The sequence below is a fragment of the Ectothiorhodospira mobilis genome (assembly GCF_900114895.1).
Taxonomy (GTDB): domain Bacteria; phylum Pseudomonadota; class Gammaproteobacteria; order Ectothiorhodospirales; family Ectothiorhodospiraceae; genus Ectothiorhodospira; species Ectothiorhodospira mobilis_A.
In genome coordinates this window covers 26,297-48,881 of sequence record NZ_FOUO01000015.1, presented here as the reverse complement: position 1 = coordinate 48,881, position 22,585 = coordinate 26,297, and the positions used below count along the sequence as shown (strand labels likewise).

21 protein-coding genes and 1 tRNA gene are annotated in these 22,585 nt (G+C 68.7%); 11 read left to right on the top strand and 11 right to left on the bottom strand.

Features of this window, described 5'->3' with window-relative positions; translation table 11 throughout:
* The first annotated feature begins 91 nt into the window (after nt 1-91).
* From trxB to aat, 3 genes are all read left to right on the top strand, one after another.
* Nucleotides 92-1,042, top strand: coding sequence for a thioredoxin-disulfide reductase (trxB, locus tag BM214_RS10375; RefSeq protein WP_090486708.1), 951 nt, complete (start codon nt 92-94; stop codon nt 1,040-1,042).
* Nucleotides 1,043-1,115: 73 nt separating this feature from the next.
* Nucleotides 1,116-2,276, top strand: a complete 1,161-nt coding sequence (locus tag BM214_RS10370; RefSeq protein ID WP_177217650.1) for a GNAT family N-acetyltransferase — start codon at nt 1,116-1,118, stop codon at nt 2,274-2,276.
* 75 nt (nt 2,277-2,351) lie between these two features.
* A complete protein-coding gene (aat, locus tag BM214_RS10365) occupies nt 2,352-3,086 on the top strand; it encodes a leucyl/phenylalanyl-tRNA--protein transferase (RefSeq protein ID WP_090486705.1) in 735 nt (244 codons plus the stop codon).
* A 25-nt stretch (nt 3,087-3,111) separates the two neighbouring features.
* Here the strand turns inward: aat and minE are convergent, their stop codons facing one another.
* From minE to minC, 3 genes are read right to left on the bottom strand one after another with little or no spacing between them, the layout of a single operon-like run.
* The gene (minE, locus tag BM214_RS10360; RefSeq protein ID WP_090486702.1) at nt 3,112-3,372 is read right to left on the bottom strand and encodes a cell division topological specificity factor MinE; all 261 of its coding nucleotides are present in this window, start codon (nt 3,370-3,372) and stop codon (nt 3,112-3,114) included.
* A 2-nt stretch (nt 3,373-3,374) separates the two neighbouring features.
* Nucleotides 3,375-4,184: a septum site-determining protein MinD gene (gene minD / locus BM214_RS10355; RefSeq protein WP_090486700.1), complete on the bottom strand. Its 810-nt coding sequence runs from the start codon at nt 4,182-4,184 to the stop codon at nt 3,375-3,377.
* 28 nt (nt 4,185-4,212) lie between these two features.
* Nucleotides 4,213-4,959, bottom strand: coding sequence for a septum site-determining protein MinC (gene minC, locus BM214_RS10350; RefSeq protein ID WP_090486697.1), 747 nt, complete (start codon nt 4,957-4,959; stop codon nt 4,213-4,215).
* 218 nt (nt 4,960-5,177) lie between these two features.
* Here minC and BM214_RS10345 point away from each other — a divergent pair, with 218 nt between their 5' ends.
* The 4 genes from BM214_RS10345 to BM214_RS10330 all read left to right on the top strand — a co-directional run bounded on the left by BM214_RS10345 (nt 5,178) and on the right by BM214_RS10330 (nt 8,885).
* A complete protein-coding gene (locus tag BM214_RS10345) occupies nt 5,178-6,542 on the top strand; it encodes an NAD(P)/FAD-dependent oxidoreductase (RefSeq protein WP_090486694.1) in 1,365 nt (454 codons plus the stop codon).
* A gap of 83 nt (nt 6,543-6,625) precedes the next feature.
* Nucleotides 6,626-7,045 (top strand): hypothetical protein, encoded by a 420-nt coding sequence (locus BM214_RS10340; RefSeq protein ID WP_090486692.1) that lies wholly within the window; start codon nt 6,626-6,628, stop codon nt 7,043-7,045.
* A gap of 106 nt (nt 7,046-7,151) precedes the next feature.
* Entirely contained in the window at nt 7,152-7,583 is a 432-nt protein-coding gene (locus tag BM214_RS10335; RefSeq protein ID WP_090486689.1) for a secondary thiamine-phosphate synthase enzyme YjbQ, read from the top strand.
* A 6-nt stretch (nt 7,584-7,589) separates the two neighbouring features.
* On the top strand, nt 7,590-8,885 hold the full coding sequence (locus BM214_RS10330) for a RuBisCO large subunit C-terminal-like domain-containing protein (protein WP_090486686.1): 1,296 nt from the start codon (nt 7,590-7,592) through the stop codon (nt 8,883-8,885).
* Nucleotides 8,886-8,910: 25 nt separating this feature from the next.
* Here the strand turns inward: BM214_RS10330 and BM214_RS10325 are convergent, their stop codons facing one another.
* The 7 genes from BM214_RS10325 to BM214_RS10295 form a co-directional block, all read right to left on the bottom strand.
* Nucleotides 8,911-10,491, bottom strand: coding sequence for a methyl-accepting chemotaxis protein (locus BM214_RS10325; protein ID WP_090486685.1), 1,581 nt, complete (start codon nt 10,489-10,491; stop codon nt 8,911-8,913).
* A 58-nt stretch (nt 10,492-10,549) separates the two neighbouring features.
* Nucleotides 10,550-12,136 (bottom strand): methyl-accepting chemotaxis protein, encoded by a 1,587-nt coding sequence (locus tag BM214_RS10320; protein ID WP_090486682.1) that lies wholly within the window; start codon nt 12,134-12,136, stop codon nt 10,550-10,552.
* A 114-nt stretch (nt 12,137-12,250) separates the two neighbouring features.
* Nucleotides 12,251-12,817, bottom strand: coding sequence for an NnrU family protein (locus BM214_RS10315; protein WP_238619140.1), 567 nt, complete (start codon nt 12,815-12,817; stop codon nt 12,251-12,253).
* Nucleotides 12,818-12,944: 127 nt separating this feature from the next.
* A complete protein-coding gene (locus BM214_RS10310; protein WP_090486676.1) occupies nt 12,945-14,570 on the bottom strand; it encodes a FapA family protein in 1,626 nt (541 codons plus the stop codon).
* Nucleotides 14,571-14,680: 110 nt separating this feature from the next.
* Complete coding sequence (locus tag BM214_RS10305) at nt 14,681-17,023, bottom strand: methyl-accepting chemotaxis protein (protein WP_090486673.1); 2,343 nt, start codon at nt 17,021-17,023, stop codon at nt 14,681-14,683.
* Between the two features lie 201 nt (nt 17,024-17,224).
* Nucleotides 17,225-18,793, bottom strand: coding sequence for a BCCT family transporter (locus BM214_RS10300; RefSeq protein WP_090486670.1), 1,569 nt, complete (start codon nt 18,791-18,793; stop codon nt 17,225-17,227).
* 228 nt (nt 18,794-19,021) lie between these two features.
* A tRNA-Ser gene (locus tag BM214_RS10295) sits at nt 19,022-19,109 on the bottom strand.
* Nucleotides 19,110-19,309: 200 nt separating this feature from the next.
* On the opposite strand from BM214_RS10295, the gene BM214_RS10290 reads away from it, so the two are divergent.
* From BM214_RS10290 to BM214_RS10275, 4 genes are all read left to right on the top strand, one after another.
* Nucleotides 19,310-19,987: a Bax inhibitor-1/YccA family protein gene (locus BM214_RS10290; protein WP_090486668.1), complete on the top strand. Its 678-nt coding sequence runs from the start codon at nt 19,310-19,312 to the stop codon at nt 19,985-19,987.
* 70 nt (nt 19,988-20,057) lie between these two features.
* Entirely contained in the window at nt 20,058-21,026 is a 969-nt protein-coding gene (locus BM214_RS10285; protein WP_090486663.1) for a 2-hydroxyacid dehydrogenase, read from the top strand.
* A gap of 5 nt (nt 21,027-21,031) precedes the next feature.
* Entirely contained in the window at nt 21,032-21,250 is a 219-nt protein-coding gene (locus tag BM214_RS10280) for a SlyX family protein (RefSeq protein WP_090486660.1), read from the top strand.
* A gap of 10 nt (nt 21,251-21,260) precedes the next feature.
* Nucleotides 21,261-22,034, top strand: a complete 774-nt coding sequence (locus BM214_RS10275; RefSeq protein WP_090486657.1) for a class I SAM-dependent methyltransferase — start codon at nt 21,261-21,263, stop codon at nt 22,032-22,034.
* Here BM214_RS10275 and petA read toward each other — a convergent pair.
* On the bottom strand, nt 21,983-22,585 hold the full coding sequence (gene petA / locus BM214_RS10270) for a ubiquinol-cytochrome c reductase iron-sulfur subunit (protein ID WP_090486655.1): 603 nt from the start codon (nt 22,583-22,585) through the stop codon (nt 21,983-21,985). The genes BM214_RS10275 and petA overlap by 52 nt on opposite strands.

Sequence of the window (22,585 nt, the reverse complement as noted above, 5' to 3'; positions counted from 1 at the left end):
CCTTTACGCTCACGGGGGCAATTGAGTAGATTACTGGGAAAATCTTCGGCCCCGCCCCCCGGGGCCACCTGCCTTTGGAGAATCTCGACCCATGAGTGAGACCCGACACAGCCGTCTGCTGATCCTGGGCTCCGGCCCCGCCGGCTACACCGCCGCGGTCTACGCCGCCCGCGCCAACCTCAATCCGCTGCTCATCACCGGCCTGGAACAGGGCGGCCAGCTGACCACCACCACGGAGGTGGACAACTGGCCCGGCGATCCCGAGGGGGTGCAGGGCCCCGAGCTCATGAACCGCATGCGTCAGCATGCGGAGCGCTTCAACACCGAGATCGTCTTCGACCATATCCATACCGCCGAGCTGGGGCAACGCCCCTTCCGCCTCACCGGGGATGCCGGCAGCTATAGTTGCGATGCCCTGATCATCGCCACCGGGGCCTCGGCCATGTACCTGGGCCTGCCCTCGGAGGAGATGTACAAGGGCCGCGGCGTCTCCGCCTGCGCCACCTGCGACGGCTTCTTCTACCGCGGCCAGAAGGTGGCGGTGATCGGCGGCGGCAACACCGCCGTGGAGGAGGCCCTGTACCTCTCCAACATCGCCGAGCACGTCACCCTGGTGCACCGGCGCGACCGCCTGCGGGCGGAGAAGATCCTGCAGGACCGTCTCTTCGAGCGGGAACGGGAGGGCAAGATCTCCATCGCCTGGGACCACGTCCTGGACGAGGTCCTGGGGGACCGCTCCGGCGTCACCGGCATGCGCATCCGCCACGTGCAGACCGGCGAGACCCGGGAGATGGAACTGCAGGGCATCTTCGTGGCCATCGGCCACAAGCCCAACACCGATCTCTTCGAAGGGCAGCTGGAGATGGACTATGGCTACATCCGCGTGAAGAGCGGTCTGGAGGGCAACGCCACCGCCACCAGCGTGCCCGGCGTCTTCGCCGCGGGGGATGTCATGGACCAGGTCTACCGCCAGGCGGTCACCTCCGCCGCCACCGGCTGCATGGCCGCCCTGGACGCCGAACGCTACCTGGAATCCCTCTAAGCCGGTGAAGGGGCCGCCCGGAACGGCGCGGCCCCGGCGGGGTCAGACTCAGGCAAGCCCCGGAGACCCCACCATGGCCGAGATCCCCGCCCCCCTGGAGCTTTCCGTGCGCGACCGCCTGGACGCGATCTCCCCCAAGGAATGGGATCGCCTGGGTGGCGAAGAGGATCCCTTTCTCAGTCATGCCTTCCTCTCGGCCCTGGAGCGCCACGGCTGCCTGGGGCCGGCGTTTGGCTGGTATCCCCGCCACCTGCTGCTGCACGAGCGCGGCGGCCCCCTGGTGGCCGCCCTGCCCCTCTACGCCAAGACCAATAACTACGGTGAATTCGTCTTCGACTGGACCTGGGAGCAGGCCTGGCGTCAGGCCGGCCTGGCCTACTACCCCAAGCTGGTGAGCGCCGTGCCCTACACCCCGGCCAGCGGCCGCCGCCTGCTGGTCCATCCCGAGCGCCCGGCCGGGCCCTTGCGCCGCACCCTGGTGCAACAGGCCACCGCGTTCGCCCAGGCCCAGGGCCTGTCCGGGCTGCATTGGCTGTTCACGGACGCCGCCGATATCCGCGCCCTGGAGGCGGAGGGGCTGGCCCTGCGCATGGGCTGTCAGTACCACTGGCACAACCGCGGCTATCGCGACTTCGAGGATTTCCTGGACGGCTTCACCTCGAAGCGGCGCAAGAACGTGCACCGGGAGCGGCGACGGGTGCGCGAACAGGGCATCGAACTGCGGGTCCTCCACGGGGACGAGACGGACCCGGGGCACTGGAGGCTGTTCCATGAGCTCTACGAAAACACCTTCCGGCGCAAGGGGGGTATCCCCACCCTCACCCTGCCCTTCTTCCTTGAGACGGCCCGCACCCTGGGGCGCCGGGTGGTGCTGATCCTGGCCGAGAGCGGGGAACGGCCCGTGGCCGCCGCCCTGTGCTACCGCAGCCGGGACACCCTCTACGGCCGCTACTGGGGCTGCCATGAGGAACACGACGGATTGCACTTCGAGGCCTGCTACTACCAGGGGATCGACTACAGCCTCCGCGAAGGGCTCGCCCGGTTCGAGCCCGGGGCCCAGGGGGAGCACAAGATCGGACGGGGGTTCCTGCCCACCCCCACCTGGTCGGCCCACTGGATCCGGGAACCGGGGCTGCGGGAGGCGGTGGCCGCCTACTGCCGCGAGGAGCGCGCGGCCATGGAGGCCCGGTGTGACGCCCTTATGGAGCTCTCCCCCTTCCGCGGCGATTCCTGACCCTTTGCAGCGGGCGGGCGGCGGGCGATACTGGATAGAGATCCGGTCCCTGCATCCCAACAGGACGTTCAGGCCATGTCTGGCAGCAACCAAGTCTATTCCCTCACCTGGCTGCACCCCGGTCGGAGCGACGAGCCCTTCCCGCCGGTGGAGCAGGCCCTGCGCGAGCCCAACGGGCTGCTGGCCGCCGGCGGGGACCTGAGCCTGCCCCGGCTGCTCAATGCCTACCGCCACGGGATCTTCCCCTGGTACGAAGCGGGCCAGCCCATCCTGTGGTGGTCCCCCGATCCCCGCACCGTGCTCTACCCCGACCGGGTGCGGGTGAGCCGCAGCCTGAAAAAGACCCTGCGCAACGCCGGTCTGCGGGTCACCTTCGACCAGGCCTTCGCCGACGTCATCAAGGGCTGCGCCGGGCCCCGGCGCGGGGTGCACGGCACCTGGATCACCTACGGCATGCAGCAGGCCTTTTTGCAGATGCACCGCGCCGGCTATGCCCACTCGGTGGAGGTGTGGCGGGAGGGCACCCTGGCGGGCGGGCTCTACGGCGTGGGCCTGGGCCGGGTCTTCTTCGGGGAGTCCATGTTCAGCCGGGAACGGGACGCCTCCAAGGTGGCCCTGGTGACCCTGTGCCGCCATCTGGAGCACTGGGGCTATCCCCTCATCGACTGCCAGACGCCCTCGGATCACATCCTGCGCATGGGGGCCGAATCCATGGCCCGGCACCGCTTCAGCGCCCGTCTGGATCAGCTCTGCGCCGTCCCGGGCCGGCCCGCGCCATGGTCGGTGGACGAGACCCTGGCCATCGTCTGATGCCGGCCCCCGGGGGCCTGCGGACCTATTGCCGGTCCCCCAGGGTGATGTTCACCTCCAGGATCTCGCAATTGCCCTGGTTTTCCAGGTTCATCTGCACCGCCTCGTCGTCCACCTGCACGTACTTGCGGATCACCTCCAGCAGTTCGCGGTGCAGCGCCGGCAGGTAGTCGGGCCCTGAGCGGCTGCTGCGCTCCCGGGCCACGATCACCTGCAGGCGTTCCTTGGCCACCTGGGCGCTGGACGGCTTCTGGGAGCGGAAGTAGTCGAAGATCCCCTTCATCACGTTCACCCCTTGAACAGGCGTCCGAAGATGCCCTTCTTCTGGGCGGTGAGAAAGCGGTGCGGGCGATCCTCACCGAGGAAGCGCGCCACGGCGTCGCGGTAGGCCTGGCCGGCATCGGATTCATCATCCAGCACCACCGGCATGCCGGCGTTGGAGGCATTGAGCACCGCCTGGGACTCGGGGATCACCCCCAGCATCTGGATGGAGAGGATCTCCTGCACGTCCTCCACGCTGAGCATCTCCCCCTTGTCCACCCGTTCCGGGGCATAGCGGGTGATGAGCAGATGCGCCGGGATGGGATCCTCCCCCTGCTCGGCCCGCCGCGTCTTGCTGGCCAGGATGCCCAACATGCGGTCCGAGTCGCGCACGCTGGAGACCTCGGGGTTGGTCACGACGATGGCCTCGTCGGCGAAATAGGAGGCCATGAGGGCCCCCCGTTCGATCCCGGCCGGGCTGTCGCAGATGATGTAGTCGAAGTCCTTGGAGAGCTCCTGCAGCACCTGCTCCACCCCCTCCTGGGTGAGGGCCTCCTTGTCCCGGGTCTGGGACGCGGGGAGGATGTAGAGTCCCTCCGTGCGCTTGTCCTTGATCAGCGCCTGGCGCAGGCTGGCGTCGCCATTGATGACATTGACGAAGTCATAGACCACGCGCCGTTCGCAGCCCATGATCAGGTCCAGGTTGCGCAGGCCCACATCGAAATCCACCACGGCGGTCTTGTGGCCCTCCAGGGCCAGCCCCGTGGCCACGGCGGCCGACGTGGTGGTCTTTCCCACACCTCCTTTGCCCGAGGTAATGACGACTATGCGTGCCATAGAGCCTGCATCTCCTGATGTTTGGACGCTAAATTTCGGTAATCCGGATGGCTTCGCCGCAGAGGGTGACGACCCGGTTCTCCCCGCGTTCGGCGTCGAGGATATCCTCTGCAATGCGGTAATGTCCGGCAATGGATACCAGTTCTGCCTCGAGGCGGCGGCAGAAGATGCGCGCCCCGGCCTGCCCCCGCACCCCCGCCAGGGCCTTGCCCCGCAGGGTGCCATAGACATGGATATGCCCATCCGCCAGCAGCTCGGCCCCGGCGGAGACGGCGCCGGTGACCACCAGGTCCCCCCCGCGGGCATAGACCTGCTGGCCGGAGCGCACCGGCTGATCCACCAGCAGGGAGGGGCTGTGGGGCGCGGGGGGCGGGGATGCATCCTCATCCCCTGCCGCCTGCCCCTTCTCCGGGGCGGGCGGCGTGGTACGCAGGGGCACCTCCCCCCCCGCGCGGGAGCCCATGCTGATCAGGGGCAGTCCGGCGCGTTCGGTCAGGGGTTCGGAGACTCCGTTCCTCTGCAGGCCGATGAGCTTCACCCCGTGGGTGCGCAGCGTCTCCAGCAGGGAGAGCAGATCCTGCTCCCCCATCCCGGCCATGGCCTCCAGGTCCACCACCACCGGCATGTCCCGCATGAGTTCCGGGGCCTCCCCCATGCGCGTCTCCAGGGCCTGGTCTAGGGCACGGGCATCGCTGGGGTGCAGCCGGAGGATGGACACCAGGAGCATCCGACCCTTGAACTCGATCGGCTGAATGGCGCTGGGATTGGCGGTCATAAAGGGTTCTCTTGCAGTTGCGGGGCCCTTCCCCGTCGGAGTGATATGCCTTGCAGGCGGCGCATTGTAACGATTCACGGCCCCTGGTGCGCGGACGACATGTTAATATGCTTATAATGCCTGCCGCATTGGCGTGTGGTAGAAAATCAAACACCGGGCATCGCACCGATCCCCCCGGGGATGTGCCGGCCACCCAGAGCTATGGAGTGAAGTCAGTTATGAACCAAGACGACAAGAAGATCCGAGCCGCCGTCCATCGCGCCCTGGAGTCCTCCGGCATGTCGCGCCGGAACTTCCTGCGGCTCTCCGGGGGCGGGGCACTGATGGCGGGGGCCACCGCCAGCGGTCTCCTCATATCCCGCCCCGCGCGGGCCGTACCCACCAGCGCGCACATCGTCATCGTCGGCGCAGGCGCCGCCGGCCTGGACTCCGCCTCGCGGCTGTCGCGGGAACTGGACGGGGCCCGCATCACCATCATCGACCGCCAGGAGGCCCACTACTACCAGCCGGGGTTAACCCTGGTGGCCTCGGGACTGTGGGGGGCGGACAAGGTCACGGACCGCAACGCCCGCTATCTCCCCTCCGATGTGGAATGGATCCATGACATGGTGGCGGAATACGACCCGGACAACAACCGGGTGGTCACCGAGGACGGCCGAACGGTGGAATACGACTACCTGCTGGTCACCACCGGCTTGCAGATCAACTACTCCGACATCGAGGGCATGTCCCGGGACCTGATCGGCCAGCACGGCATCGGCTGTGTCTACGACCGCCCCGATGTCGCCCTGGCCACCTGGCAGGCCATCGACCGCTTCACCACCGAGGGGGGCGTGGGCCTGTTCACCCGGGCCCCGGGGGCCATCAAGTGCGCCGGGGCGCCGCTGAAGATGACCATGCTCACCGAGAACCGCCTCAACGAGCGCGGCACCCGCGACCGAGCGGAGATGCATTACCTACCCCCGGCCAAGAGCCTGTTCTCCCAGCCGGACATCCACGACTTCCTCACCGAGCACCTGCCCGGCCGGGGCATCCAGATCGACTGGGATCACCCCCTCAAGGCCATCGACCCGGGCGCCCGCACCGCCACCTTCGCCACCCCCGAAGGGGACCGCACCATGGAGTACGACTTCATCCACGTGGTGCCGCCCATGAGCGCCCCGGATGCGCTGCGCAACAGCCCCCTGGCCGCCCCGGCGGAAAGCAAGTTCGCGGGCTGGCTGGAGGTGGACCAGTACGAGCTGCAGCACCTGCGCTATGCCAACGTCTTCGGTGCCGGGGACGTCAACGGCGTGCCCATCGGCAAGACCTCCGCCAGCGTCAAGGCGCAGGTCCCCGTGGCGGTGGAGAACCTGATCCAGAACATCCAGGAAAAGGAGAACACGGCCCGCTACAACGGCTACACCTCCTGCCCCCTGATCACGCAGGTGGGCCGCGCCATCCTGCTGGAATTCGACTACGACCTGAAGATGACCCCGTCCTTCCCCATCATCACCCCCTACGAGCCCCGTTGGACCTCGTGGCTGATGAAGGACTACCTGCTGCTGCCGGCCTACCGCGCCATGCTCCGCGGCCGCATCTAGGGCGGGCGCATCCATGATCCGGCGGGGAGGGCTGCAGGCCACTCCCCGCGCAGCGCAGACCAAGACTTCAAGAGGAAAGCACCATGGCCTTTTCGATCACTGGCATCCTGTTCGTCATGCTGGAATTCTTCCGCGGCATGCTCTGGTTCCTGATCCCCCTGATCCTGCTGGACCTGATCCTGCTGGGTTGGTACTTCAAGCGCATCTCCGGGCGCCGCAACAAGGCGGGCCTGGCCTTCAAGACCTCCATCGGCTTTGGCGTATTCGCCTTTGTGATCACCCTGATCCTGCTGCCGGGTTCCACCCATGCCACCTGGGGTGACCTGATCGGCTGGATCGACTACTTCTCCCTGATCCTGGTGAGCCTGGGCATGGGCGCCGCCGGCGCGGTGGCCATCTTCCCGGTGATGCTGCACCTGGTGGGCATCGGGCCGCGCAAGGAGGCGGTGCAGAAGACCCAGGCCACGCGCCCCGGGCAGACCGCCGACGAGAACGCCGGCTAGGCCGCAGCGGCCCCGCGGGGAGGGGACACACGCTCCCTCCCCCGCTTGACACCCCCGGATGGCCCGGCTAGCTTCATCGGCCGGTCCATCTCCTTCTCCCCTGCCCATGCACACCGTCCAGTACACCATCCCCCTGGCCACCGAGGCCCCCATCCAGATCCTGGACGTGACCGAAACGGTGCGGGAACACCACCGCCAGAGCGGCATCCGCAATGGCAGTCTCACCCTCCTCTCCCGGCACACCACCGCCTTCGTCAATCTCAACGAGCGGGAACCACGGCTGCAGGAGGACATGCTCACCCACCTCAAGCGCCTGGTGCCGCGGGACGGCGATTACCGCCACAACGAGGCCCCGGTGGACGGCCGGGACAATGCCCATGCCCATCTCATGGGCCTGTTCATGAACGCCTCCGAGACCCTCCCGATCCTGGACGGCGAGCTCTGCCTAGGGCAGTGGCAATCCATCTTCTTCATCGAACTGGACGGCCCCCGCCCAGAACGCCGGCTCATCGCCCATTTCACCGGCAGCCGGGAGTGACAGCCCATGGACGCCCGTGACCTGGAAGGCTTTTTCACCACCCCCGGGGCCATCGACCCCGAGGATCACCTGATCCTGGACTACGAGATGGAATGCGTAGGGGATCCCCGCGAGGCCGCCGCCCACCTTTGCAGCGAGCAGTCCACCGCCCAATGGCGCCGCGTGGGGGTGGATGAGGACCTGCGCCCCCGCTTCGGCGCCAAGGTGATGGAGCTGGAGGTACTGGAGCGGCGGGAGCGGCCGAGCTATCCCCTGGAACAGGGACCCCAGGGGGCGGTCCACGCCTGCCGCGTGCGCATCGCCCATCCCCACGAGAACTTCGGCCCGCGCCTGCCCAACCTGCTCTCCGCCGTCTGCGGCGAGGGCCCCTTCTTCACCCCCGGCGTACCCCTGATCAAGCTCATGGACATCCACTTCCCCGGACGCTTCCTGAGCCACTTCCAGGGGCCGCAGTTCGGGGTCCAGGGCCTGCGCCAGCGGCTCAATGCCTTCCATCGCCCCATCTTCTTCGGCGTCATCAAGCCCAACATCGGCCTGCCGCCGGACGCCTTCTCCGAGATCGGCCACGAGGCCTGGATGGGGGGTCTGGACATCGCCAAGGACGACGAGATGCTGGCGGATCCGGCCTGGTCCCCTCTGGCGGAGCGCTGCCGCCACCTGGGGGCGGCCCGCCGGGAGGCGGAGGCGGCCACCGGCGACCCCAAGATCTACCTGGCCAACATCACCGATGAGGTGGACCGGCTGGTGGAGCTGCACGACCTGGCGGTGGAACGGGGGGCCAACGCGGTGATGGTGAATGCCCTGCCGGTGGGTCTGTCCGCCGTACGCATGCTGCGCCGCCATGCCCGCGTGCCCCTGGTGGCCCACTTCCCCTTCATCGCCGCCTTCAGCCGGCTGCCCCGCTACGGCATCCACAGCCGGGTGATGACCCGGCTGCAACGCCTGGCGGGATACGATGTCATCATCATGCCCGGCTTTGGCCCGCGCATGATGACCAGCGAGGCGGAGGTGCTGGCCAACGTGCGCGCCTGCCTGGAACCCATGGGGGATCTGCGCCCCGCCCTGCCCGTGCCCGGGGGCAGCGACTCCGCCGCCACCCTGGAGGGGGTGTACCAAAGGCTGGGCACGGTGGACTTTGGCTTTATCCCCGGGCGCGGCGTCTTCGGGCATCCCCAGGGCCCCCGGGCGGGGGCCGCCAGCCTGCGCCAGGCCTGGGACGCCATCGCCGCGGGGGTGCCGGTGCGCACCCATGCCAAGAAACACGAGGCCCTGGCCCGAGCCCTGGAGGCCTTCAGCGGCTGAAGGCCCCAGGCCCTCTGCCCGGGGTTTAGGTGCGCCGGTTCCAGAACTGCGCCGCCAGCACCTCCAGGTGCTGGGACAGGGTTTCCAGCTCACCGGCGGAGCGCTCGATCTCCATGATGGACTGGGCGTTGCCGTCGGCGGAGGCGCGGATGTTGGAGATGCTGTTGTTGATCTCCTCGCTGACGCTGCGCTGCTCATCCACCGCCGTGGCGATCTGCACGCTCATCTCGCTGATAGCGCTCACATTGCGGGTGATCTCCTCCAGGGACCGCGCCGCCGCATCCGCCTGGCCCACGCTGCGCTCCGCCTGCTCCCGGCTCTGGCCCATCACCTGCACCGAGGAATGGGCCCCCGCCTGCAGCTTCTCGATCATGCCGCGGATCTCCTTCGTGGCCCCCTGGGTGCGGGAGGCCAGGCTGCGCACCTCATCGGCCACCACGGCAAAACCCCGGCCCTGCTCCCCGGCCCGGGCCGCCTCGATGGCGGCGTTCAGGGCCAGCAGGTTGGTCTGCTCGGCGATCTCGCGGATCACGTCCACCACCGTGCTGATCTCCTCGCTGCGCTGCTCCAGGCCGTGGATCACCTCCGTGGCCTTCTCCACCTCGTCGGTGAGCTGGCCGATGGCCTCCCCGGTGGAGACCACCACGCGGCGGCCGTCGGCAGCGCTGCCATCGGCGGATTCCGCCGAATCGGCGGTATCCTGGGCATTGCGCGCCACCTCCTGGATGCTGGCGGCCATTTCGTTCACCGCCGTGGCCACCTGATCCGTCTCCGTCTGCTGGCGCAGGATCTCCTCCCGGGCATGCCCCACCACCCCGGCCATCTCCCGGATCTGCGCCGTGAGGCGCCGCGTGGACTCCGCCACCCGGCCCACCGCCGCGCTGGTCTCCGCCGAGAGCATGTCCAGGGCGAAGGCCACCTCGCCGTATTCGTCCGTGCGTCGCGTGTAGATGTACTGGCAGAGGGGATCGTGTACCACGGCCCGGGCCCGCTGGCGCAGGCGCATGAGCGGCTGCGTGGCCCAACCGGCCCAGGCCCCGGCCAGGGCCAGGAACAGCGCCGCCGCCAACAGCATCGCCCCGGCCGGGGCCCCCGCCAGGATCCCGGCCACCGTCCCCAGCAACGCCGCCGCCCCCAGGGCGGCGGCCAGGCGTGCCCGCACCCCCTTCAGGGGCAGGCGCAAGGCCAGGGGCGGGCGACCGGCGTTGATGGCGGCGTAGACGGCCTCCGCCCGCTCCACCCGTTCCCTGGAGGGACAGGTACGTACCGACTGATATTCGACGATGCGCCCGTCCCGGCGGATGGGCATCACATAGGCGCTCACCCAGTAGTGATCCCCGTTCTTGCAGCGGTTCTTCACCATGCCCATCCACGGGCGCCCGGCCTTGATGGTGTCCCACAGGTCCTGGAAGGCGGCGGGCGGCATATCCGGATGACGCACCACGTTGTGGTTCTTGTGCAGCAACTCCCCCTCGGAGAAGCCGCTCACCTCCACAAAATCCCGGTTCACGTCCGTGATGATGCCCTTGAGATCCGTGGTGGAGAGGATGTTGGTGCTTTCGGGAAAGGTCCTCTCCTTCCCGGTCACCGGATGGTTCTTCTTCATGATATCCCCCGAAGGGCATGCCCCGCCCCGCGTCGCGGGGGGGGCAACGCCACCTGCCTCAGTCTTTGCCGATGCGGTCCCAGAACTGCTTGGCCAGCACCCGAAGATCCCCCGAGAGCCCCGCCACCCCGGTGACCGCCTGCTCGATGCGCTCGCTATCCTGGGCATTGCTGTCGGCATGCTCACGGATGCGGGTCACGCTCTGGTTGATGTCCTCGCTGGCGGTGCTCTGCTGATCCACAGCGGCGGCGATGCGGGCGCTCATGTCGGTGATGGCGGACACCCGCTCGGCGATGGCCTCCAGGGAACGGGCCGCCTCGCGGGCCTGCTGCACACTGTGATCCGCCTGGCCGCGGCCGCGCTGCATCACCTCTGCCGAGGAATGGGCCGCCTCCTGCAAGCGTTCGATGGTGTCGCGGATCTTCTGGGTGGACTCGTGGGTGCGGGAGGCCAGGCCGCGCACCTCGTCCGCCACCACGGCAAACCCCTTGCCATGCTCCCCGGCCCGTGCCGCCTCGATGGCAGCGTTCAGGGCCAGCATATTGGTCTGCTCGGCGATGCCCCGGATCACGTCCAGCACGGCGCCGATCTCGCCGGTGCTGCCCTCCAGTTCCTGGATCACCGAGGCCGCCCGTTCCACCTCCCGGGCCAGCTCCCCGATGGCCTCCCCGGCCTCCTTCACCACGCCGCTGCCGTCTTCGGAACTGCCGGCGGCGGCATGGGCCGCATCCGCCGCGTGCTGGGCGTTGCGCGCCACCTCCTGGACACTGGCGGTCATCTCGTTCACCGCCGTGGCCACCTGGTCCGTCTCCGCCTGCTGACGCAAGATCCCCTCCCGGGTGCTGCGCACGGCGGCCACCATGGCGTCGGCATGTCCGGAGAGGTGCACGGCGGCATCGGACACACGTCCCACCGCGGCCCCGGTCTCCGAGGCCAGCATGCGCAGGGCGAACTCGATCTCTCCGTACTCGTCCATGCGCCGGGTGTAGATATATTGCCCCAGGGGGTTGTGGGCCACGTCCCGGGCCCGGGCACGCAGCCCGGACAAGGGGGCCATGACCCCGGCACTGGCCAGGCCGCCGGCCAGGGCAGCCAGCCCCAGCCCCAGGGCGACACCGCTGGAGGCGGCGCCCAGGATGAGCAGGGCCAGGAGGCTCAGGGGGGCGGCCAATAGCACCCCAAGGGGCAGCAACCAGCGCTGGGACAGCCGGGGCAGACGCAGGGCCAACGGGGTATGCCCCGCCATGATGCGCCCATAGACCGTCTCCGCCCGGGTCACCAGATCGCGATGGGGACGGGTACGCACCGACTGGTATTCCGCGATGCGCCCATCCCGGCGGATGGGCATCACATAGGCGCTCACCCAATAGTGGTCGCCGTTCTTGCAGCGGTTCTTGACCATGCCCATCCAGGGTCGTCCGGCCTTGAGGCAGGCCCAGAGCTCCCGGAAGGCCTCGGGGGGCATGTCCGGATGTCGGATGACGTTGTGATTGCGGCCCAGCAGCTCGTCCCGCTCGAAGCCGCTGATATCCACGAAGTCGTCATTGACATAGGTGATGGCCCCCTTCAGGTCCGTGGTGGAGAGGATGTTCGCGCTGGACGCGAAGGGGCGTTCCCTGCCCGTGACCGGCAGATTCTTCTTCATGGATGGTCAGACCCCCTTAGGTTCACCAATGGCCGCCGAGTTGCGAACACCGCCCCGGGAGCAGGCCCGGGGCGGCATCGGGCGGCGGGGCCTGCCCGGCAGGCCCTGGGCGAGTTACATCACGGGCCGGCCGATGAGCCACAGGTGCAGGAAGAACACGAAGGCCAGGTATCCGGCCAGGCCCGCGGCCACGGTAATGGCATCCGCCTTCAGGTTAGCGGCAGCCGGGGCCGATCCCTGAAGCGCATCCCGCTTGCTGGCTGCGCGGAAGGAGAGGATGGCCCAGACCAGAAACGAGCCGAACAGGAGGATATCGGCGAGGCTGCCGTTGCTCAGCAGGTGCCCCAGGGCCCAGGACTTCACGGCGATGACCATGGGATGACCCACCCAGGCCTTGATGTGATTGCCCGGGACGTAGGCCGCCGCCAGGAAGACGAAGGCCACCAGGGAGAGCAGGGCGTTGACATGAAAGGTCCAGCCCGGCGGCACCCAGAGCACCACGGGCTGCGCCCTGGCCATGCCAAAGCCCCAGACGATGAGGACAAAACCCACCAGGGAGACCAGGGAGACGATCCCCGTCCATCCCTTTTCCCCGAACTGCTGGATACGCGCAGCGCGCCAATCCTCGGCAAAGATGCGCAGGGAATGCGTGCCCAGGAACAGGACCAGGCCCAGAATCATCACGATCACGGCAATCTTCCTTCTCTTGGTGTGGTTGGTTTCGGTTGCCCCGCCGGATTCTACCCAGCCCGGGGGTCCAGGGCCATCGACTTTCCCAACCTGCCCGTTTTTGCACCAAGGGCGGTCTTCACAGGGCGTGGTCGAAGATGATCTCCCCGTCCCGAAACAGGAACAGGCCGCCGACGGACTCGTTGCTGAGCCTGCGCACCCGGTCGCCGATGCGCACCTCGACGCCGGGATAGGCGCGGCCACGCACCTGGATACACGCCCCCTGGGCCTGCTGTAAGGACTGCATCCGCTCCTCCCGCTCGGCCTCCAGGGCCGCCATGGCCTCGCGGGTATTCGCCAGGGTGTTGCCCGCCCGCTCCAGGAAGTCCGGCCTCACCCGCTCGGGGTGGGCATGGGCGAAACGCAAGGCCTTGTCCAGTTCCTCCTGTAGCCGCCGTTTCTCCTCCAGCTGCGCCTCCACCGCCGCCAGACGGTCCTGGGCCTGCGGGTCCAGGCCCACCGCCACCACCGTATGGGGGCCATTGGGACCCCCCAGCAGGCGGCAGTCCACCAGATGCCCCGCGCGCACCTCGCCGCCCATGATCTGACCCTTGCGGGCCCCCTCGGGGCCGATCATGACAGACTGGCGCACGCTCACATGGCAGTGCACCAACTGCTCCCGAACCAGCAGGTGATGGGCCTCCACGCGGCCGTTCTCGATGAAATGCGCCGACACCCCGCCACCGGCCCGCAGCACCGCCGTAGGCTCCCCCTGGTCCAGGCGTCCCACCACCCCCTTGTGCACCACGATGTCCCCCCCCGCCTCCAGACGGGCGCCCTCCACCATGCCGCCCACATGGATGTCGCCGGTGGCCTCCACGTGCATGCCCTCCACCACGTCGTGGCGGATCTGCACGGTGCCGTCGAAGGTCAGGTGCCCCACCGACAGGTCCACCCCGTCCACCTGCAGCAGGTCGTCCACCATCACCCCCCGGTCCACCACCGAGGGGACCCCCTGGATGGCTGCCCGCAGCAGATCCGGATCCTCGGGGTCCCGTTCGGCGTTGCGCAGATGGGCATCGAAGGCGTATTCCTTGCCCGGCTTCGATGGGATGACGCCGCCGAAGATGTCCCGCCCGGGGGTACCCGGGGTGGCGGGGTGGCGCCGCATCAGGGGCGTGCCCGGGCTCACCTGCACCACCCCGCCCAGGTCGCGGTAGTCCACCCGGCCGCGTTCATCCACCCGGGGCCTGCGGTCGTGCGCCTCCGGCACCAGGGGTTCGAAGCGGGTGTCCTCGCCGTGTTCCGGCGGGGTGGCCTCGGCCACCACCACCTCCTGGGGGGCCTGTTTTCCCGCCTCCACCGCCGCCTCCAGGGCGGCCTCGTCGATGCCGTGCACCACCCCCTGCTGCGTCAGGGCCTCGCGCACCTGCTCCAGGGTGACGGGCTGTCCTCCCTGGGGCGGGTCCAGGTGCAACACGGCCTCCCGCCCCTTACCCTGGATCTTCAGGGCCATGGCCCCGTCCAGGGCCCGGGCCAGGAGCACCGGTGCATCCCCCTCCTGCCCCCGGGTCAGGGCCTTCATGCCCTCGTCAATAATGGCCCAATCGCCGTAACCCGCCGCCCCCAAGGCCGTGCGCACCAGGTCCGCGTCCAGGGGCTGCCCTGGGGATGGAGGAGACGCATACAGGGCCGTTCCGGTCTCATCGGTGTGGAACTGGGGGGGCGGAGAAACGGGTTCCCGGGGGCCTTCGGTATCGCGCATGGCGGCTCTTCTTGCATTGGGGGCCGCCTCAGTGTATCAGCCCCCGAAGGCATGGAAAGCCTTGATTCCCGGGCCCGGTTATCCCGCATCCCAGAGACCGGGGGCGTGCATTACTGCACCCGGAACTGGCCCGTGTGCCGTGCCAGCTCGGCGGCCATATCCTTCTGCTCATCGGCGGCCCCGGCCAGCCGCCGCATGGCCTGCTCGGTCTGGTTGGCCTCCTCCACCAACTGATCCAGCTTGTGGCGCATGCTCTCGGTATTGCCCATCTGGGTCTCCGTCTCCCCGGCCACCTCGCCGGTGATGCCCTGGATGGTCTCCACCACCTCGCCGATGGCCCCCAGGGCCTCCACCGCCTCGCCGGTGCGGGAGACACACTGTTCGGCGGTGCCCCGTTCCAGTTCCATGGCCTCCACCACCTCGGTCATATTGGTATTGAGGCGTTCCACCATGTCGTGGATGCGCGTCGTGGCCTTGTGGGTTTCCCCCGCCAGGGACCGCACCTGCTCGGCCACAACGGCAAAGCCCCGTCCCTGGGGGCCGGCCCGGGCCGCCTCGATGGCGGCGTTCAGGGCCAGGAGGTTGGTCTGGTCCGCCACCTTCTGGATGGTGCCCAGGACGGAATCGATATCCCCCACCGCCTTCTGCAGCCCATGCAGGTGGCTCCCGGATTCGCGCACCTGCTGTGCCAGGCGGTCCATGAGACGGGCCACGTCATCCACCTGGCGGCGGCCATCGGCGGCGCGCTCCGAGGCACTTTGGGCCGATGCCGAGGCCCGGTCCATGCGTTCCACGATGCGCCGGGTGGCGGTCTCCAGGGCGTCGGCCTCGCGGTTGATGACGTCCAGGGCCTCGTGCTGGCCGTGAACCGAATCGAGACAACTCCGGGCGGTACCGGCATTGCTGTCCGCCGCCTCCGCGGCGCGCCCGGAAAGACGCACCATCTCGCGGATGATCTGCTCCAGTTTTGAGAAGAAACCATCCAGGGCCTCGGCGATCCTGCCGATCTCATCCCGCCGCCCGGTGGAGAACCGCCGGCCCAGATCGCGGGAGGCCGCCGCATCGGTGATCGCCCCGGCCAGGTCCTGCAGGGGACGGCTGATCATGCGGGCAAACCCATAGGAGGCCACTGCCGCCGCCAGGGAGAGCAGCGCCACCGCCAGCAGGGCCCCCAGGGCCACGTCCCGGCGCATGCGCTCCAGGGGCGCCCGGATCTCCTCCGGGTCCTGCTGTGTGATGAGGGCCAGGCGGTGATCCCCCAGCTCTACCGGGGCCCAGGCCATGTACATCGTGCGCCCCAGGTAGTCCTCCCCGATGCCCATGCCGGAGTCCCCGGACAAGGCCGCGCGCACGGCGGCATTGTCCAGATGCAAGTGACCGCTCACCCTGCCCAGACGCTGCGCCGAGGCCAGCCAGAGACCGCCGCGTCCCGCTGCCCGCATCTTCTGCAGGAACGCCTCCCCCTGCTCCAGCATGGGCCGGGGTTCGGTCACCATGCGGCCCTCCCCGTCCACGAGATAGGCCTCTCCGGTCTCCCCAAGCCCGGCCTGGCGCCAGGCACCGCCATCGGTCATGAGCTCGGTGAAACGACTCGCCGGGATCTCCGCGATCAGGATCCCCACGGCCCGGTCCGGGCTATAGGCGGCATGGAACACCGGCACGGCCATGAACACCACCTGCCGGCCAAAGCGCCCCGGGAAGGCCTGGAAGCCGCTCATGCGGAAACGGTCCGTCTCCCGGTCCTCGGCCATGCTGGCCACCAGGCGCCCCAGATGGGTATCGGCGAAGGGACCGTTGCGCAGGGAGGTGCCGAACACCGGCCCCTTGTCCACGGTGTAGATCACCGCCTGGGATGCGGCATCCACCAGCATGAGGTCATTGAATCCCCAGCGCTGTGCCGTATCCCGGAAGCTGGCGTGATAGCGGCGGTGCTGCTGCCCATAGATGGTGGCATCCCCCCGGTCCACCAGGGCCTCCAGTTGCGCTGGGGGATGAGGGTTGTCGGCCATGTAGTAGCGCTGCAGCAACAGGGCCTCATGGGACATGGCCTCCACCCAGGGGCGTGGATCCAGATCCTCGCCGTGGGTCCGCTCCTGGTACAGGGGGGCGTAGGTCTCCCGGTACCAGGACGCCATCTGCCCGCGCAGGGTCTGCGTGGGTTCGGACGCCACCTCGTAGCGATAGGAGACATAGGGCTCCTTGAAGCCCCATACGGCGTCCTGGACCATGCGGCCGTGGGCCAGGGTCTCCAGCAGATGGCGCATATCGGCCATCTCATCCTCCAGCCGGGCCCGGCGCCCGCTGGCCACGGCACCGAACTGCTGCTGGATGCCGTGCTCGATCACCTGGGAGGCCCCCCGCTGCGCAAGCAGGCCGGTGACCCCGGCCGAGAGGAGCACGGCCAGTCCGGCGAGCACGGTGGCGCCGATCGTGAGGCGTGTGAGGATCTTCATGGCATCCGGTCCTGGAAGGCGATGCGGGCGGGCCGCTGGATACGAAGACCGGAAACCTAACGCCTGTCCATGACAGGACGGTGAATCCCGGGGATGAACACCGGATATGGGCGGTGGGAGGGGGAGGCCAGTGAGGAGACCGGCGGCCAGGCGCCGCCGGGGATCGGGCCCGGCACCCAGAGGTGCCGGGCCGGGGGCGGATCAGACCTTGCCGTTGGCGTAGTGGCGGGACAGCCCCCGATGCAGGCTCCAGACCAGGAAGACCAGCAGGATGGCGAAGGGCAGACCCGTGGCGATGGCCGCGGTCTGCAGGGCCGAGAGCCCGCCGGCCACCAGCAGGGCCGCAGCCACCACCCCTTCGGTCACCGCCCAGAACACCCGCTGGGCCACCGGCGGATCCGCCTTGCCCCCGGCGGTGATCATGTCGATCACCAGGGACCCGGAGTCGGACGAGGTGACGAAGAAGGTGACGATGATGAGGGTGGCCAGGATACCGGAGACGGTGGCCAGCAGCGTGACGATGCCGCCGGTAAACGTGGTGGCCGGCAGCGTCTCCAGGAACACGAACAACGAGGTGGTCAGGTTCTCCTGCACCGCTTGGGCGATGCCGCCGTCCTTGAACAGCTCGAAGTACATGGCGGCGTCCCCGAAGATGGAGAGCCACACGAAGGTGGCCAGGGTGGGCACCAGCAGCACCCCCGCCACGAACTGGCGGATGGTGCGGCCGCGGGAGACGCGGGCGATGAACATGCCCACGAAGGGGGACCAGGCGATCCACCAGCCCCAGTAGAACACCGTCCAGGCGTTCTGCCAGTCCCCGGCCGAGTAGGTCTCGTTCCAGAAGGCCAGGTAGAAGAAGTCGTTGAGATACAGCCCCACGTTCTCCACGAAACCATTGAGGATGAACAGGGTCGGCCCCACCAGCAGGACCATGGTCAGCAGCAGGGCCGCGCCGATCATGTTGATCTCCGAGAGCCGGCGGATGCCGTGGTTCAGCCCCGCCACCACCGAGGCCGTGGCCATGGCGGTGATCAGGGCGATGAGCACCACCTGGATCAGGGCGTTCTCGGGGATGCCAAAGAGGTGGTTCAGCCCCCCGTTCACTTGGCTCACCCCAAGCCCCAGGGACGTGGCCACACCGAACAAGGTCGCCACCGTGGCGATGATATCGATGAAATGCCCCAAGGGCCCGTAGATGCGATCCCCCAGCACCGGATAGAAGATGGACCGGATGGACAGCGGCTGCTTCAGGTTGAAGGCGAAGAAGGCCAGGGCAATCCCCACCAGGGCATAGACCCCCCAGGGGTGCAGCCCCCAGTGCAGAAAGGTGGTGCGCATGGCGTCCTTGTAGGCCATGAGCGAACCGGGCTCGGCCCCATGGGGCGGCGTCAGCAGGTGATACATGGGCTCGGCCACGGCATAGAACAGCAGCCCGATCCCCATGCCGGCGGAAAAGAGCATGGAGAACCAGCCCAACAGGGAAAAGTCCGGCCGCGCGTCCTCGCCCCCGAGCCGCAATCGGCCGTAGCGGGAGAGGCCCAGATAGATCACGTAGAACAGGATCAGGTTGATGGCCAGCACGAAGAACCAGCCGGTGGTGTTGGCGATCCAGGCCTGGGTGGCATTGAAGGCCTCGGCCATCACATCCAGCCAGATGAAGCTGGCCGCCACGAAACCCAGGATGATCACCGCCGAGGCCACGAACACCACCGGGTTCAGATCCAGGATCTTGTTCCCGTTGCGTTCATACGTCCAATTCTTGATTTTCATGAAAGAAGCTTCCTCCGTGCAGACATGGAGATGCCCCAAACGGCCCCGAACCACGCATGGCCACGGGATCCGCAGGACATCATGGTGTTGCGGTCACCGCCATCGACACCAGGGAGGATATACGAGAAAGATCACTCCGATGGGCGCAAAGGCGCCTCCGAGGGCATTCCAGGAAACCGGGAGCCTCTGCAGCCAGGCGGCCGCTTCAGATGCTGGATTGTTGCGAGATGGCGGAAGGGGTGGGATTCGAACCCACGGATGGTCGCCCATCGCCGGTTTTCAAGACCGGTGCATTCAACCGCTCTGCCACCCTTCCGTGAACGCAGGGTCCTGCTTGGGGTCTCATAGTCTACCGGGGGCGCCTGCGCCCCCACAACCTCGGGGCCGGCGGCCGGGGCGGTCTTTGCCCGGACGCAATGATTCGAGTACCTTAGCCCCGGCACGGGGGCACCAGGCCCCCAACGGCGCCCCGAGGGCGCTGACGACGTCTCATGCAACCACCGGAGGAATCCCCACATGGCGACCGAACGCGTGCGCAGCGTGGCCACCCCCCAGGCCGGGACCGGCGTCCTGGCCACCAACAAGGTCATCCGCAACACCTACCTGCTGCTGTCCATGACCCTGGCCTTCAGTGCCGCCATGGCCTTCGTCGCCCTGGCCGTGGGGGCCCAGCCGGTGCACTGGCTGGTGATGCTGGCGGTATTCATCGGCATGCCCTTCGGCATCCAGGCCCTGCGCAATAGCGTCTGGGCCCTGCCGCTCACCTTCGCCTTCACCGGCATCATGGGCTACATCCTCGGCCCCATCGTCGGCCTCTACCTGAGCCTGCCCAACGGCCCGGCCATCGTCGGCGGCGCCCTGGCCTCCACGGCGGTGGTGTTCGTGGGCCTGTCCGCCTACGCCCTGGTGACCCGAAAGGACTTCAGCTTCCTGGGCGGCTTCGTGTTCGTGGGCCTGCTCGTGGCCCTGGCGGCCATCATCGCCAATCTCTTCCTGGCCCTGCCGGCCCTGTCCCTGGCCATCTCCTCGGCCGTGGTGCTGCTCATCTCCGCAGCCATCCTCTGGGACACCAGCCGCATGGTGCATGACGGCGAGACCAACTACGTGGTGATGACCGTCTCCCTGTTCGCCAACATCTACGTGCTCTTCATGCACCTGATGAACCTCTTCGCCCTGCTCAGCGGCGACAACTAAAAGCCACCGCCTCCGCCGGGCCCCGGCAGGCCGGGGCCCGGTTTCTCACTTCCCCTTACAAGGACCTTCCATGCAGCTTGAACGCGGCGTCTTCCTGGATCTGGAGACCCTGGACCGCGGCGACCTGGATCTGGGGCCGCTGCAGGACGCCCTGGGGGAATGGACCTTCCATGCCCATACCCCGCCGGAGCGCGTGGCCGAGCGCCTGTGCGGCGCGCAGGTGGTGGTGACCAACAAGGTGGTGCTGGATGCCGAGACCCTAACCGCGGCCCCGGACCTGCAACTGATCTGCGTGGCCGCTACGGGCACCAACAACGTGGACCTGGTAGCCGCCCGGCAACTGGGCATTCCGGTGTGCAATGTGCGCGACTACGCCACCGCCTCGGTGGTGCAGCACGTCTTCACCCTGATCCTGGCCCTGACGGTGCAGTTGCCCCGCTACGATGCCGACGTGCGTGCCGGGGCCTGGTCCCGCAGCCGCCAGTTCTGCCTGCTGGATCACCCCGTGCGTGAACTGTCCGGCCGGCGCCTGGGGATCATCGGCCACGGCGTGCTGGGCCGGGCCACGACCCGGGCCGCCCGGGCCTTCGGCATGGAGGTGGCGGTAGCCCAGAGCCTGGCCGGGGGACCGCCGGATCCGCAGCGGGTCCCCCTGGACACCCTGCTGGCCAGCAGCGACGTGGTGAGCCTGCACTGCCCCCTCACCCCCCAGACCCAAGCCCTCATGGACGCCCGGCGCCTGGCGGCCATGAAGTCGGATGCCCTGCTCATCAACACCGCCCGGGGTGGCATCGTGGACGCCGCCGCCCTGGCGGATGCCCTGCGCCAGGGGGTCATCGGTGGTGCCGGTATCGACGTGCTGGAACCGGAACCCCCGCCGGCGGATCATCCCCTGCTGGCGGGGGATATCCCCAACCTCATCGTCACCCCCCACGTGGCCTGGGCGGCGCTGGAATCGCGCCAGCGCATGGTGGCCGGGCTGGCGGACAACATCCGCGCCTTCCGGGAGGGCCAACCCCGCAACCTGGTGAACCCCTGAAGACCATGTCCCCGACCCCTGAAGAACGCCTCTGCGAACTGGAATTCCGCCTGGCCCACCAGGAGGACCACATCCAGGCCCTGAACGACACGGTGAACCGCCAGCAACGGGAGCTGGAATCCCTGCGCACCCAGATGGAGACCCTGCGCCAGCGCCTGGCGGAGGTCATGGCCACGGGCCTGCCCCAGGACCCGTCCCCCGAACCACCACCGCCCCACTACTGAAGGGCCGGCCATGGAATACCTGATGTGCGAGGCGCCGGCCCGCGGGGCCGAGGCGCGGCGCCTGGCCGATGATCTGGGACTGACCCTGGTCCCCGCCCCGCCGCAGGAGGGGCTGTATCTGGCCTGCACCCAGGAGCGCCTGGAACTGCGCCAGGCGGGCCCCGGGGCGCCGGGTCCCGTGTACGTGGATTTCACCGGCGGCCGGCTGGGCTATCGCGGCCCCCGCGCCAGCCCCCGGCGGGAACCCCTGGCCCGCGCCGCGGGGCTCAAGGGGGGACACCGCCCCCAGGTGGTGGATGCCACGGCGGGGCTGGGGCGGGATGCCTTCATCCTGGCCGCCCTGGGCTGCCGGGTAACCCTGCTGGAGCGCCATGGGGTGATCGCCGCCCTGCTGCAGGACGGCCTGCGCCGGGCGGCGTTGCAACTGCCCGAGGTGGCGGCGCGCATGACCCTGCAACGGATGGATGCCCTGTCCGGGCTGGCGGCCCACACCGCCGAGGTGGTGTACCTGGACCCCATGTATCCCCACCGGGACAAGCAGGCCCTGGTGAAAAAGGAGATGCGCATCTTCCGCGCCCTGGTGGGGGACGACCCCGACGCCGACCATCTGCTGCAGGCCGCCCGGGCGGCGGCGCGGGAGCGGGTGGTGGTGAAACGCCCGGCCCGGGCCCGGCCCCTGGCGGACCAGCCCCCCGACTTCTCCGTCCCCGGGGCCAGCACCCGCTTCGACGTCTACCTGGGGGCCTCCCCCAGCACCAGCCGCGTGTCGGAGACGAGTCGGTAGGGGGGCACCTCCAGGTTGCGGCGCGCCGGCTGATCCTTGAGCACCCGTCCGGCGAAGTCATAGCGTGAACCCCGGCACCGGTCCACGAACCCCCCGCCCCAGGCATCCCCCTCCCCTTCGCCCTGGGGTGGCACATATTCCAGGGGGCAATTGAGATCCGTGCCCAGGGCGATGAAGACGAACCACTCGGGGGCAGCGGAGCGGTGGGCATTGCGATAAGCGGCCGGCTGACGGCTCAGGCGCGAGGCCGGATCATAGAGCCGGTCCGCGGTGCGGGCATCCGCCGCCTCCATGGCCGGGGTGCGGCGCAGGATCCACACGGGCCGGCCGTCCCAGGCCACCTTGCGGATCCCGCCGGGGGAGAGATCCGCCAGCTCCACGGTGAGTCCGGGCGCGTCCCCGGCCTCGTCGGCGCCGAACCAGCTCCCCAGCAGGCCGCTGAGCATCACCAGGACCAGGGCCCCCACCCCCGCCAGGGACAGGACCTTGAGGGCCACCCGGTAATAGAAGCGCAGGGGACGGACATCTTGCGGGGCGTGGGGTTCGCTCAT

Excerpts from the sequence above, each read along its gene's own strand:
- BM214_RS10275 (WP_090486657.1), top strand. The coding sequence starts at position 21,261 with ATGGAATACCTGATGTGCGAGGCGCCGGCCCGCGGGGCCGAGGCGCGG.
- BM214_RS10335 (WP_090486689.1), top strand. The coding sequence starts at position 7,152 with ATGCACACCGTCCAGTACACCATCCCCCTGGCCACCGAGGCCCCCATC.
- minD (WP_090486700.1), bottom strand. The coding sequence starts at position 4,184 with ATGGCACGCATAGTCGTCATTACCTCGGGCAAAGGAGGTGTGGGAAAG.
- aat (WP_090486705.1), top strand. The coding sequence starts at position 2,352 with ATGTCTGGCAGCAACCAAGTCTATTCCCTCACCTGGCTGCACCCCGGT.
- trxB (WP_090486708.1), top strand. The coding sequence starts at position 92 with ATGAGTGAGACCCGACACAGCCGTCTGCTGATCCTGGGCTCCGGCCCC.
- BM214_RS10370 (WP_177217650.1), top strand. The coding sequence starts at position 1,116 with ATGGCCGAGATCCCCGCCCCCCTGGAGCTTTCCGTGCGCGACCGCCTG.
- BM214_RS10325 (WP_090486685.1), bottom strand. The coding sequence starts at position 10,491 with ATGAAGAAGAACCATCCGGTGACCGGGAAGGAGAGGACCTTTCCCGAA.
- BM214_RS10340 (WP_090486692.1), top strand. The coding sequence starts at position 6,626 with ATGGCCTTTTCGATCACTGGCATCCTGTTCGTCATGCTGGAATTCTTC.
- petA (WP_090486655.1), bottom strand. The coding sequence starts at position 22,585 with ATGAGCGAACCCCACGCCCCGCAAGATGTCCGTCCCCTGCGCTTCTAT.
- BM214_RS10290 (WP_090486668.1), top strand. The coding sequence starts at position 19,310 with ATGGCGACCGAACGCGTGCGCAGCGTGGCCACCCCCCAGGCCGGGACC.
- BM214_RS10285 (WP_090486663.1), top strand. The coding sequence starts at position 20,058 with ATGCAGCTTGAACGCGGCGTCTTCCTGGATCTGGAGACCCTGGACCGC.
- BM214_RS10320 (WP_090486682.1), bottom strand. The coding sequence starts at position 12,136 with ATGAAGAAGAATCTGCCGGTCACGGGCAGGGAACGCCCCTTCGCGTCC.
- BM214_RS10345 (WP_090486694.1), top strand. The coding sequence starts at position 5,178 with ATGAACCAAGACGACAAGAAGATCCGAGCCGCCGTCCATCGCGCCCTG.
- BM214_RS10315 (WP_238619140.1), bottom strand. The coding sequence starts at position 12,817 with ATGATTCTGGGCCTGGTCCTGTTCCTGGGCACGCATTCCCTGCGCATC.
- BM214_RS10330 (WP_090486686.1), top strand. The coding sequence starts at position 7,590 with ATGGACGCCCGTGACCTGGAAGGCTTTTTCACCACCCCCGGGGCCATC.
- BM214_RS10305 (WP_090486673.1), bottom strand. The coding sequence starts at position 17,023 with ATGAAGATCCTCACACGCCTCACGATCGGCGCCACCGTGCTCGCCGGA.
- BM214_RS10300 (WP_090486670.1), bottom strand. The coding sequence starts at position 18,793 with ATGAAAATCAAGAATTGGACGTATGAACGCAACGGGAACAAGATCCTG.
- BM214_RS10310 (WP_090486676.1), bottom strand. The coding sequence starts at position 14,570 with ATGCGCGATACCGAAGGCCCCCGGGAACCCGTTTCTCCGCCCCCCCAG.
- minC (WP_090486697.1), bottom strand. The coding sequence starts at position 4,959 with ATGACCGCCAATCCCAGCGCCATTCAGCCGATCGAGTTCAAGGGTCGG.
- BM214_RS10280 (WP_090486660.1), top strand. The coding sequence starts at position 21,032 with ATGTCCCCGACCCCTGAAGAACGCCTCTGCGAACTGGAATTCCGCCTG.